The 12,605-nt window shown below is 56.3% G+C and carries 11 protein-coding genes; 7 read left to right on the top strand and 4 right to left on the bottom strand.

From position 1 onward, the window contains the following. The first annotated feature begins 48 nt into the window (after window positions 1-48). From PL263_RS12170 to PL263_RS12200, 7 genes are all read left to right on the top strand, one after another. Window positions 49-1,245 carry an HDOD domain-containing protein gene (locus PL263_RS12170; RefSeq protein ID WP_278209620.1) on the top strand — a complete coding sequence of 399 codons (1,197 nt, stop codon included), beginning with the start codon at window positions 49-51 and terminating at the stop codon, window positions 1,243-1,245. Window positions 1,246-1,662: 417 nt separating this feature from the next. Further along, a complete protein-coding gene (gene prlC, locus PL263_RS12175) occupies window positions 1,663-3,705 on the top strand; it encodes an oligopeptidase A (protein ID WP_278209622.1) in 2,043 nt (680 codons plus the stop codon). A 63-nt stretch (window positions 3,706-3,768) separates the two neighbouring features. After that, on the top strand, window positions 3,769-4,056 hold the full coding sequence (locus PL263_RS12180; protein WP_278209623.1) for a hypothetical protein: 288 nt from the start codon (window positions 3,769-3,771) through the stop codon (window positions 4,054-4,056). 13 nt (window positions 4,057-4,069) lie between these two features. Then, complete coding sequence (locus tag PL263_RS12185) at window positions 4,070-4,549, top strand: sterol desaturase family protein (RefSeq protein WP_278209624.1); 480 nt, start codon at window positions 4,070-4,072, stop codon at window positions 4,547-4,549. Window positions 4,550-4,640: 91 nt separating this feature from the next. Continuing rightward, a complete protein-coding gene (ubiD, locus tag PL263_RS12190; protein WP_278209625.1) occupies window positions 4,641-6,104 on the top strand; it encodes a 4-hydroxy-3-polyprenylbenzoate decarboxylase in 1,464 nt (487 codons plus the stop codon). Window positions 6,105-6,145: 41 nt separating this feature from the next. After that, window positions 6,146-7,282 (top strand): SpoIIE family protein phosphatase, encoded by a 1,137-nt coding sequence (locus PL263_RS12195; RefSeq protein WP_278209626.1) that lies wholly within the window; start codon window positions 6,146-6,148, stop codon window positions 7,280-7,282. Window positions 7,283-7,439: 157 nt separating this feature from the next. After that, window positions 7,440-8,420: a GGDEF domain-containing protein gene (locus PL263_RS12200; protein ID WP_278209628.1), complete on the top strand. Its 981-nt coding sequence runs from the start codon at window positions 7,440-7,442 to the stop codon at window positions 8,418-8,420. A gap of 64 nt (window positions 8,421-8,484) precedes the next feature. Here the strand turns inward: PL263_RS12200 and PL263_RS12205 are convergent, their stop codons facing one another. From PL263_RS12205 to hemC, 4 genes are read right to left on the bottom strand one after another with little or no spacing between them, the layout of a single operon-like run. Beyond that, complete coding sequence (locus PL263_RS12205; protein WP_140910528.1) at window positions 8,485-9,717, bottom strand: heme biosynthesis HemY N-terminal domain-containing protein; 1,233 nt, start codon at window positions 9,715-9,717, stop codon at window positions 8,485-8,487. Between the two features lie 14 nt (window positions 9,718-9,731). After that, entirely contained in the window at window positions 9,732-10,889 is a 1,158-nt protein-coding gene (locus tag PL263_RS12210) for a uroporphyrinogen-III C-methyltransferase (RefSeq protein WP_278209629.1), read from the bottom strand. Beyond that, window positions 10,873-11,652, bottom strand: coding sequence for a uroporphyrinogen-III synthase (locus PL263_RS12215; RefSeq protein WP_347568913.1), 780 nt, complete (start codon window positions 11,650-11,652; stop codon window positions 10,873-10,875). The genes PL263_RS12210 and PL263_RS12215 overlap by 17 nt, the downstream gene beginning before the upstream one ends. Continuing rightward, on the bottom strand, window positions 11,652-12,578 hold the full coding sequence (gene hemC / locus PL263_RS12220) for a hydroxymethylbilane synthase (protein WP_278209631.1): 927 nt from the start codon (window positions 12,576-12,578) through the stop codon (window positions 11,652-11,654). Before hemC ends, PL263_RS12215 begins: the two co-directional genes overlap by 1 nt. Window positions 12,579-12,605: the final 27 nt, after the last annotated feature.

Genomic DNA, 12,605 nt, shown 5'->3' on the forward strand with positions numbered 1-12,605 from the left:
GCGGAAAAAACTCGCGAAGCAACGACAGCGCAATTACCGCTCCAGTTTTTGCAACAGCTGATCCCGGTAGGCGAATTACCGGTCACGGAGCTGAAAGCCTTGCCCATCAGATTGCGTAATTTCAATCCGGGGGACTTGCTGTTCAACCGCGGCGAGCAGACGGAGGAAGTGGCATACCTCTACAGCGGCCAAGTATTTATGGAAGCGGCCAACGGTGCTGGATACATGGTGGAAGCCGGCACCTTCAAAGCTTGCTATCCGCTGGCGACCTCCGGCGAACAGAACTTCAACGCCATCGCCAAATCTGCGTTGCAAGCCGTCTACCTGCCGCTGTCGGCCTTGCAACGCAGCAGCAAACTGGCCGACCAGACCGCCCTGAATCTGGAACAAGTTCCGCAAGCCTTGCGCAATACGGTGTTGTTCCAACGCTTCTGCCAAGCTTTCAAGGCCGACAACCTGCACGTCCCCAGCCTGCCCGACGTGGCACTGAGGCTGCGTAGCGCGTTGCAAAAAGACATCAGCATCGGCGATGCGGTCAAAATCCTGAATTTGGATCCGGTAATTTCCTCGAAACTGATTCAGGTCGCCAATAGCCCAATCTATCGCAGCAACCGGCCGATCACCAGCAGCCACGACGCCGTCAACCGGCTCGGCTTCAAGACCACACAAAATCTGGCGACCAGCATCAGTCTGCACCAACTGTTCAAGAGCCGAAACAAACTCTTGAACCAGTTGGCACAGTCGCTTTGGAAACAAAGCATCCAGGTTGCCAGCCTCAGTTACACCCTGGCCGGGCTCAGCGGCAAAATCAATGCCGACGAAGCCTTGCTGGCCGGCTTGACTCATAACATCGGCGCCCTCCCGATCGTAACGCTAGCGGAAACGCTGGACCCGGCCGAATACAACGAAACCGAACTGCGAGCCGCTATCGATCATTTGCAGGGGGTGGTTGGTACGTTTATCCTCAAGAAATGGCACTTTCCGGACAGTCTGCAACAGATTCCATTAAACACCGATAACTGGTATTTCGACGACGCCAAGCCGCTGCAAGTCAACGATATCGTCTTGCTGGCAAAATTCCACAGCCGGCTCGGCGGCCCGCTAAGTCAAAACTTGCCGCCGCTGAACACTTTACCGGCCTTCCACAAACTGGGCGACAATGCGCTGACGCCCGACATGTCCCTGAAAGCGCTGCAAGATGCCAAACAGCAAATAGCGGAGGCGCTGAATTTCTTCCGGACCTGATACCAGCCGGTGCAACAACGCCTAAGCTCCCCAGACGCGGCCAGCTTCAAGCCCTCGCATCCTTACTTGACAAGCCGGAAGCTTTCCAACTTACGCCGCTACCCAACCGTTTGCTCCTGTACAAATCGTTCGAATTTCCGGAATATAGTGGCAATATCCGCATCGTGCGGAAAACTGCTTGTGCCGCAGCCGAACTGAATCAACACAACCGGCTTCACTGATCCTGGCTTACGGCGCAAGCACAGTGCAAAGGCTCCCCGGAGTTCGACGCAAATCCCGACGCTAGCAGGCTCAACCTAAGCAAATTGCACCAGGATTTTGCGTTGGCGATATCGCACGACACCCACACCGTGGGTCGAGCGACGCTGCTGCCGTGCTGACATCGTTTTTCATTTTTTCATCTAAATTGGCACCGACATGACCAACCCGTTACTCGTACAGACCGAATTGCCCCAATTTTCCAAAATACTGCCCGAACACGTCGAACCGGCCATCGACCAATTACTGGCCGAGGCTAGAGCCACGATCGAAAAACAACTCGCAGGCGGCGAGGCCTACTCTTGGCACAACCTGATCGACCCGATCGAAACTGCCGAAGATCGGCTGAATAAAGCCTGGTCGCCGGTCAGCCACATGAATTCGGTAGTCAACAGCGAAGCCATGCGCGACGCTTACAACGCCTGCCTGGGCAAATTGAGCGCATATTCGACCGAAGTCGGCCAGAATAAGGCGCTGCAACAGGCGTATAAAGCCGTCCGCGACAGCACCGAATTCGCTGCGCTGGATCGCGCCCAACAAAAGATTATCGACAATGCATTACGCGACTTTCATCTGTCAGGCGTCGATCTGCCGGCGGACAAACAAGCCCGCTTCAAGGAAATCAGCCAGCAATTGTCCAAACTCGCCAGCCAGTTCGAGGAAAATCTGCTGGATGCTACCAACGCCTGGCACAAACAAATCACCCATGTCGACGATCTGGCCGGGCTACCGGAATCCGCGTTGGCGCAAGCCAAGCAGGCGGCCGAAGCCGAGGGCAAGGACGGCTGGCTGATCAACCTGCAATTCCCGTCCTATCTGGCGATCATGACCTACGCCGATAACCGCGATTTACGCCGCGAACATTACGAAGCCTTCTGTACCCGGGCCTCGGACCAAGGTCCGCACGCCGGACGCTGGGACAACTCGGAAATCATGGAGCAGATCCTGGCCTTGCGCCACGAAAAAGCCCAATTGCTGGGCTTCGACAACTACGCCGAGTATTCGCTCGCCACCAAAATGGCCAAGTCCACCGAGGATGTCGTTCAATTTCTGGAAGATCTGGCGGACAAATCCTGGCGCCAAGCCCGCCGCGATCTGGCGGAACTGAAAGAATACGCCGCGCAACAACACGGCCTGCAAGATTTGCAAGCCTGGGATATCGGTTATTACTCGGAAAAAATGCGCCAACATTACTATCAGTTGTCACAAGAAGAAGTAAAAGCTTATTTCCCCGACAGCAAAGTGGTGCCGGGCCTGTTTGCGATTGTAGAGCGACTGTTCGGCCTCCAAATTTCCGAGCTCAAAGACTTCGACACCTGGCATCCCGACGTCCGCTTTTACCAAATTCTCGACCGCAACGGCCAACTGCGCGGCCGCTTCTTCCTCGATCTATATGCCCGTGCCAAAAAGCGCGGCGGCGCCTGGATGGACGATTGCGTCTGCCGCAAAAAATCCGCGGACGGCCATTTGCAAACCCCGGTAGCGTACCTGACTTGCAACTTCACGCCGCCGACCGGCAACGATCCCGCCCTGCTGACCCACGACGAAGTGGAAACCCTGTTCCACGAATTCGGCCACGGCTTACACCACATGCTGACTCAGATCGATTACCTGGGCGTTTCCGGCATCAACGGCGTGGAATGGGATGCAGTTGAGTTGCCCAGTCAATTCCTGGAAAACTGGTGTTGGGATCGAGAAGCGCTGGGCTTGATTTCCGGCCACTACCAAACCGACGCACCGTTACCGGACACGCTATATGCCAAAATGCTGGCCGCCAAAAATTTCCAGGCCGGCATGATGATGGTGCGGCAACTGGAATTCAGCTTGTTCGACTTCAAAATCCACCAACATTTCGATCCAGCCAAGGGCGGCCGGATCTATCCGACTTTACAGCAAGTGCGCGAGCAGGTCGCGGTGGTCAAGCCGCCCGAGTTCAACCGCTTCGCCCACAGCTTTTCCCATATCTTCGCCGGCGGCTACGCGGCGGGCTATTACAGTTACAAATGGGCGGAAGTGCTGTCGGCCGATGCCTTCTCGCTGTTCGAAGAAAACGGCATCTTCGACCAGGCGACCGGCGAGGCATTCTTGCACAATATCCTTGAGCAGGGCGGCAGCGCCGACGCGATGACCTTGTTCAAAAACTTCCGCGGCCGCGAACCGAATATCGATGCGTTATTGCGCCACAACGGCATTGCCGCATAACGGCGCCAGCGGCTGTTTGGCCGAGTTGCCAAACGGCCGGATTTTTTACTCTCAGGAGCAACCATGAAAAATTGCCCTCAGTGCGGTCAGGCCCGAATCGGCGAGGAATTCAAATGCCCGACCTGCGACGTGTTTTATTCGCAGCTGGACGAGTTGCTGTTCGAGGAACAGCAGCGTCTGGAACGCGATACCCTGGCCGGAGCAATCAAACGCATCCGCGCCGCAACCGACCGCAAACAGGCGATGAAACAAGAATTGGCCGCGTTATGGCGCAAAACGCCGTTGCGGACCAAAATCGTGTTGTGGACCGTCATTGCTTTTCTGTTCGTCCTGATCGTGCCGGTGATTTGACGGTCGAATCCGGATGGCAGCATTGCAAATACTGGCCGCCCTGCTCTACGCGAATCTCGGCGAATGGCTAATGCATAAGTACCTGCTGCATGGCCTGGGTAAGAATCCCGGCAGCATTTGGGCTTACCACTGGCAGCAGCACCACAGGATTTGCGCGGAACAAGGTATGCGCGATCCAGGCTATCGCAGCTTACGCTGGACTTGGAATGCGCAGACCAAAGAATTGGCAATATTGGCGCTTATCGTAACGCTGCATCTGCCTTTGGCGCTCGACCTGCCGTTCTTCGTGCTGACACTCTATGCTTCGCTGGCACTGTATTACTGCAAACACCGCCGCGCCCATCTCGATCCCGATTGGGCAAAGCGGCACTTACCCTGGCACTACCAGCACCATCTGCAAGCAGGTAACGGCAATTGGTGCGTAACCTGGCCCTGGTTCGATTACGTTTTCGGTACCCGCTTGAACAATTGGACCGGCGAGCCTACGAACTAAACCCGGCATTGCGGATTCCGTTAAACTTTGCGGGCGAATGCGATACCAGCGGACCAACCTTTCCCTCGGACATCCAATCATCTACTTTGGTATGAAATATAAAGACCTACGCGATTTCATTCAGCAACTGGAAAAACAGGGCGAACTGAAGCGCATCAAACACGAAATCGATCCGGTTCTGGAAATGACCGTCATTTGCGACCGGGTGCTGAAACAAGGCGGCCCGGCATTGTTATTCGAAAACCCGAAAGGCTCGAATATTGCCGTACTCGGCAATCTGTTCGGCACGACCAAGCGGGTGGCGATGGGAATGGGTGCCAAGGATATCTCCGAGTTACGGGCGATCGGCGAAGTATTGGCTTACCTGAAGGAACCGGAACCGCCCAAAGGCGTGAAGGACGCACTGGAAAAGCTGCCTGTGTTCAAACAAGTGCTGAACATGGCGCCGAAAGTCGTCAATAATCCGCCTTGTCAGGAAGTGATCAGGATCGGCGACGAAATCGATCTGGCCGATTACCCGATTCAGACCTGCTGGCCGGAAGACGCCGCCCCCCTGATTACCTGGCCGCTGGTGATCACGCGCGGGCCGAACAAAGAACGGCAAAACCTCGGCATCTACCGCCAGCAAGTCATCGGCAAAAATAAAGTCATCATGCGCTGGCTGGCCCATCGCGGCGGCGCATTGGATTTTCGGGAATGGCAACAACAACGTCCCGGCGAACCATTTCCGGTCGCGGTCGCCTTAGGCGCAGACCCGGCGACAATCCTGGCGGCGGTTACCCCGGTACCCGACCCTTTGTCGGAATACGCCTTCGCCGGCCTGCTGCGCGGCAGCAAGACCGAAGTGACCAAATGCCTGAGCAACGATCTGCAAGTGCCGGCCAGCGCCGAGATCGTCCTGGAAGGCTTTATCTACCCAAACGAAACCGCGCCGGAAGGCCCCTACGGCGACCATACCGGCTATTACAATGAAGTTGACGAATTCCCGGTGTTCACGATCGAGCGTATCACCCAGCGACAGGTGCCGATATACCACAGCACCTACACCGGCCGGCCGCCCGACGAGCCGGCGATTTTGGGCGTGGCCTTGAACGAAGTGTTCGTGCCGATTCTGCAAAAACAGTTTCCGGAAATCGTCGATTTCTACCTGCCGCCGGAAGGCTGTTCCTACCGGATGGCGGTCATCAGCATGAAGAAACAATATGCCGGCCACGCCAAGCGGGTCATGCTCGGCACCTGGTCGTATTTGCGCCAGTTCATGTACACCAAATTCGTGATCGTGGTCGACGACGACGTGGACGTGCGCAACTGGCAGGATGTGATCTGGGCCATCACCACCCGGATGGACCCGGCTCGCGACTTGACGATCTTGGAAAACACGCCGATCGATTACCTGGACTTTGCCTCGCCGGTATCCGGCCTGGGCTCCAAAGTCGGCTTCGACGCTACCAACAAATGGCCCGGCGAAACCGCACGCGAATGGGGGCGGCCGATTGTGATGCGGCCGGAGGTCATAAAAAAAGTCGACGCAATGTGGGATTCGCTGTTCAGTTAATGTAGACTGCAGGCTTTCAGTAATTAACTGTAGTCGCCGTAATGAAAATATTGGTCGCCGACGACCTGCCGGAAAACAGAATACTGCTGGAGAAATTGCTGACCCGGATGCAGCATCGGGTTATCTTGGCGGCAAACGGTCAGGAAGCCGTCGACCAGTTCGCCGCCACCGATCCCGATCTGGTACTGATGGACATCATAATGCCGACACTCGACGGCATCCAGGCAATCAAAGCCATCCGCGCACTGAATAGCAGCAAATGGACGCCGATTTTCGTCATCAGCGCACTGACCGAAACCGAAGACGTCGTCGCCGGTCTGGAAGCGGGGGCTGACGACTATTTACCGAAACCGTTCAATCAAGCCATCCTGCAAGCCAAGCTCAACTCGGTGCAGCGTTTTTTGGATATGCAACGCGTCATTGCCGCCGACACAGCGCAATTGAAGATGTACCACGACCGGAACGAAACCGAGCAATTGTTCCTGCAAAGCATTTTTGCCCGCTTGATCAGGCAAAACGATCTGAAAGACGACCATCTGCAATTTTGGCTGAAACCGGCCAACCGCTTCAGCGGCGATTTGATTTGCGCCCGCCGCGTCAGCCAACAGCAAATATATTTCATGCTGGCAGATTCAACCGGCCACGGCTTGGCGGCGGCGATTCCGACCGTCATAGTCAATCAGGCATTTCAGGCCATGACCCGAAAAGGCTTGGCAATTCCTGTTATCGTCAGGGAAATAAACCGCTTATTGTTCACGCAGATACCGCCGGATCGCTTTGTGGCGCTGGCTATCGGCATGATAGACAGCACGCGGAAATCGATAGAACTGTGGAATGGCGGCTTGCCTAGCGCATTGGTCCTCGACTCTGCCGGCACCGCGATGCATTCCTTTAAATCTCGCCATACCTTTGCCGGCATCCTGGCCGACGAGGAATTCGATGACCGCTGCGAACTTTGGCAATGGGAATCCGCTTGCGAGTTATTTGTCTATTCCGACGGCCTGACCGACGCCCAAGATCCAGACCACGCATGTTTCGGTCAAGGCGGCTTGATCGAGACCTTGGCGGCCACTCCGGCCGGCCAACGCATCGATGCCGTCAAAGCGGCGCTGGAACGCCATTTGGCAATTCGCGAAGCCCACGACGACATCTCCTGCATGGCAATACGCTGCGTATAACGTTCCACCCTGGAGCGGCCGAATCTCCGCCGGGGCCTCGCCAGCGCCCACCACGCCACACGCATCGAACCTTATTAAAAAATGTCTTTCGAAACCACCTGCGATTCAAGCAGAATATGCGGGTACTTATAACTCTGCCGACCAAAGGCTCGCGCAATTGAACCTACATCCCGACTACCGGCAAATTTCGCATTGGGCGATCGCGTTGAGCGAACAACCCGACTACCAAGGCCTGACTTACCGCTTCCTGCATTTATTGGAAGATTTGCCCTGGATCGACCAGGCAGCTGCCTACGAAGTCTACGGCGAACGCAACCTAAAAACCGGCGAAGCCCGGTGCACCAGCGAGCAACTGGTGCGGCGCTTTCCGTTGGATTTTGCCGAGCAGCCGCAGGAAGAGGACATCGACCTGCTTAAGGAATTTAACAGCAGTGCCGATCTGACGCCTAGCAAACCCAATGCAGCTGGGCTGTTCACCCAAATCGTCGCTCCGGTACGCGAGCTGGGCGGACCCGACCGGGCCTTACTACTGAAGGGAACGTTCGATCCACCGGCCTTGGCACTGCTTACCGATCTAATCTCGATTTACCGGAATCTGGTGGCGCTACACGACCGCAAAGAACGCGACCCATTGACCAAATTGCCTAACCGCCAGTCGTTCGACGCCCGCATGTTACAGGTCTGCGATTATTTCCGCTCGCATCCGATCAAGGATTGCTACTTGGAGAAGAGCTCCTGGATTGCCATGCTGGATATCGATCATTTCAAACGGATAAACGACACTCACGGCCATTTATACGGCGACGAAGTATTGCTGATGTTCAGCCAGGCGATGGAAAGACATTTCCGCTACAACGATTTTTTGTTCCGTTTCGGCGGCGAGGAATTTGTCGTGATATTGAATCTGGTCAATCAGGCCGACGCCGTGTCGACCTTCGAGCGGTTCCGCACCGCAATCGAGCGTCAGCAATTTCCGGTTGCCGGCCAAGTCACTGTCAGCATCGGCCTAACCCATATCGACCACCAAACTGAGCCGGCCCACTTGCTGGACAGGGCGGACAAAGCGCTTTACCAGGCCAAAGCCGGGGGCCGAAACAGACTGGTAACCCACCCAAACCCGAATTCCGTTGCCGGTTAACACCGGCCAACCGGAGCTTTGTTAAGCCGGTAAACCAATCCCGATCTCGGCCAATCGGCAAAGCCTAGCCGGTAACGGCCTCGATATTGCCGACCACCTCATCGGAAGCCAATACCAAACCGCGCTTGAAACTCTCGCACGCCAGGTCTTTTTCGCCGCGGCTGAACTGCACTTCGCCGAGTAATTGGTAAGCGGCGACCGACGGTTCAATATTCAGGCTTTTCAACAAGTACTGTTCGGCTTTTTCCATTTGTTGCACTTTCAAAGCCAGTTTGCCGAGCACGCGCAGCAACACGGCATTGGCCGGATGCACCGCCAACCATTGCTCTATCGACTGCAATTGCTTGGCGGAGTCGGAGGTTTCGACGTTAGCCAACAACACCAGCAAGGTATCATCCCAGCGCCGGCCCAACTGTTTCAGCATCGCCGGCTCGACGCTTTCGCCAGCGCCGGCACCGATCATTGCCGCAAAGTAAATATTTGCAATACCCGGCAGGATTTTGATATGGTCCGGCACGGTCTCCCAACAAGCTTGAACGGCTTGGGCGTCGTTCTGCTCGGCCGCTTGTTTCAACAACCGGCTGAAGGTCTCGGTTTCCAGCAACTTGACGTCGGCTTCCATCAGCACTTTATGTTGCTGCAAGGATGGCAACAGCTTGCTCAGGCCTTCCCAATCGCCCAGGTGCTGGTAAGCCTGATGCATCATTTTCAACACCCTGGCATGGCCGGGGTTGATTGAATGCAATTTGCCCAAAGTCTCCAACGCCTGCTCGAATTGTTGTTCGGAAAGGTGCAACTCCGCTTGAGTCAAGCCAACCGTGATGCTGGTATCGGACGATTGCGCCGCGGCTTTTTGCAGATACTCGTCACGTTTGTCCAGCGCCCCCCGCGATTGCGCCGCCCTCGCTGCGGTCAAATAGTGCAGTAGCGGCGCGCCGCTGTTCGCGGCATGCTTGACCAGAATTTTCTCGGCCCGCTCCCAGTTGCCGTCGGCGGCATCGAACAGACCGGCGATCAACGCTTCCTGGGAACGGTTGAATTTGATGTTGCGTCGGCGTTTGGATAGCTGCCCCGGCAGTCTGAGCAATACGCCCAGTAACCGGAAGAAGTTATACAACGCAAAAAAACCGATCACCGACGCCACGGCAAATACCGTCAGCGAGGTTTCCAACGACCAATGGCCGAAACCGATCAAGACATAGCCCGGATCGTTATACTCGGCCAACCAGCTGTGCAGCCAATACGCCGCAACAACCGCACAAAGCAGCGAGCCGAGGAAATAAACAAGATTCTTCATGGCGCCACCGCTGATTACTGGCCGGCCGTTGCGGCTTCGGCCGGCGCCGGCGGATTGTTGAACACGGCCTTATCGGTCTCGATCCGCAGTTTGCTAATGTCCTTCAGTAGCTTCAGCGAGCCGCTGACGTCCGGGTACTGGCTACGAATCTGAACCCCGGCCAGTTTATCCAGCTCAACGGCAAAGTTATCGGTCTGTTGGTTTTCGGCAAAATTCTTCTTCAGCCATTGTTTGGCGTCGGCAACGCTGCTGGAAAACAAGGCATCATTCTGTTGCACCAAGGCAATCTGGATCATTTCCAACCGAACTTTCAATTGCTGTTTGATAAAGTGCGCTTCTTCCGGGGTCAGCACGGCATTGACCGGCTGGTCGGTATGGCGCAATACCACATAGCCCTCCAATTGCTTGGCAACCTGTTGCAGGATTTCATGACCGTGTTCGGACAAATCCTGATTGGCCGCATCCGGTTTTTCCAAGGCTTTGCCGGCATGTGGCAGAAACACCGCCAAGTTTTCTACCGAATCCTGCAATTGTTGGATTTGCGCGTAAAGGCCGACGATGTCCGGCACGATGGCACTGTTCAACAACGACAGTTCTTTGGCAATCTGCTCTCTGACCTTGAATACCGCCGCATCTCCACTTTCGCGCAGCCGTTGGTCGGCCGCTTCCAGCGCCTGACGCGTGGTATTGACGTCGCCGACCAGCTGCAACCGCTGATTCGCGACTGTCAACAAGTATTCGGCATCCGCCAGCAGCCAATCACCGCGTGTTTTACCCAATTGGCGCTGCACCACCAATATAGAGTTCTCCAATTCCTTGCGGGCTGTCGTCAAACGCTCTTCGTGCAACTGGGAGAACTCGGCCAAGGTTTGGTTGAAATGGTTGTCCTTGCCGGTCATTTCGGCATTGACGTTGGCGATCTGGGATTGCACCCCGGCCAACTGATCGCGCAAGCCGTTCAACTCCCGGTCCAGTTCGATGATTTTCTGATTGTCCTGACTATTCTCGGTGTCTTGGCTGGCTCGTAATTGCTGCAAATAATAAAAACCCGCCGCCGCCACCGCCACAACCAGGGCGATGGAAAGTATGCCTATCCAAAGACCGGCGTGCGACTTCTTAACCACTACCACCTGAGCTGGAGCTTCTTGTTTTTCTTCAATTACTTCCGCCACTGTTTTCCCCGTTCAATAACGTCGTCAAGGTCTCTAATATCGCCGCATCCGTCGCTTGCGAGCTGACTGCCACCCGTTTAAATCCTAGCTGTAGCGCAGTTTGGCCGATACGCTCGCTCACCACCACCAATCCGATTTGCCGCAATCGTTCAACCGACTCGCTGTCCAGCATTGCCAACAAATTTTGCAGCGCCTCAACGCTGGTCACCGTCACCGCTGCCAGCCGGTTTCCTTGCAGATCGGCCCGCAATCCAGCGGCATCGGCCTCCGGCCGGCTCCGGCTGTAGACTTCCAAATACATCACTTCGGCACCGCGGCCACGGAGTCCGTCCGCCAATTTTTCCCGGCCGCCGCAGCCGCGCACAATAGTGCAGCGCAAGCCTGCAACCTGCTGCAGTGCCGGCTCGGCTAGCAAACCGTCGCTACTGAATTCGCTGGCCGGCACACACGCCACCTCGCAGCCAGCCTGCCGCAACGCTTGCGCGGTTGCGGCGCCGACAGCCGCCAGTCTGGCTCCACGCCAACCCGGCATTTTGCCACCGAACGCCGGTATAGCAAAATCCACAGCGTTACTACTGGTAAAAATCAGCCAATCGCTGGCTGCGGCATCAGCCAGAGCTTGTGCCTCAGGCTGATGCGCAACGATCAGCAAGGTCGGAAACCGCACCGGAATCCCGCCACGGCTTTCGATTAATTCGCACAAATGCTCGGCTTGACCGGCAGGCCGGGTTACTAAAACGCGCGCGCCGTTCAAACCGGGCATCACTGGTAAAGCTCGCGGAGTATCTGATCGGCCCCTTGCGCCAATAAATCGTCCGCTACCGCCCGGCCCAATGCCTCAGCCTGCGCCAAACTGCTCTCTGCCTCGGCACGGTACAAAACGGAACCGTCGGGACTACCGACTAAACCACGCATGAACAAGCGCTGGCCTTTGACTTCGGCAAAACCGGCGATCGGCACCTGGCAACCGCCATTTAGCCTGGCGTTCATAGCCCGTTCCGCGCCGACGCGAATGCTGGTCTCTTCGTCGTGCAATACCTTTAGGTAGTGATGAATCTCGGCATCGTCGATCCGGCATTCGATGCCGATCGCGCCTTGGCCCATGGCCGGCAAGGACTCCTCCGGCAGCAAGCGGGCGGTGATGCGTTCCGCCAAATCCAGCCGTTTCAGTCCGGCCGAGGCCAGAATAATCGCGTCGTATTCGCCGGCATCGAGCTTGGCCAGGCGGGTATTGACGTTACCGCGCAGGCTCAAAATTTCGGCATTCGGGAATTTTTCCTTAATTTGGCATTGACGACGCAAACTGGAGGTGCCGATTCGGGCATCCGCCGGCAGCTCGGCCAAAGCCCGGTAACGGTTGGAGACGAAGGCGTCGGTCGGATCTTCGCGTTCCAGAATCACCGCCAGATGCAAGCCATCCGGAAATTCGACCGGCACGTCTTTCATCGAGTGCACGGCAATATCGGCCGCCCCTTCCAGCATGCCCTGTTCCAGTTCCTTGACGAACAAACCCTTGCCGCCCACTTTCGCCAACGGCGCATCCAGGATTTTGTCGCCGCGGGTCACCATCTTCACCAGTTCGGTTTGCAAGCCCGGAAAAGCCTGACGCAAGCGCTCGGCGACGTGCTCGGCCTGCCACAAAGCCAGCGGACTTTGCCGGGTGGCGATTCGAATGATTCTGTCAGCCAAAATAGCTCCTGCCGATTCGGGCGGGAA

The sequence above is a fragment of the Methylomonas sp. EFPC3 genome (assembly GCF_029643245.1).
In the GTDB taxonomy this organism is placed as follows: Bacteria; Pseudomonadota; Gammaproteobacteria; order Methylococcales; family Methylomonadaceae; genus Methylomonas; species Methylomonas koyamae_B.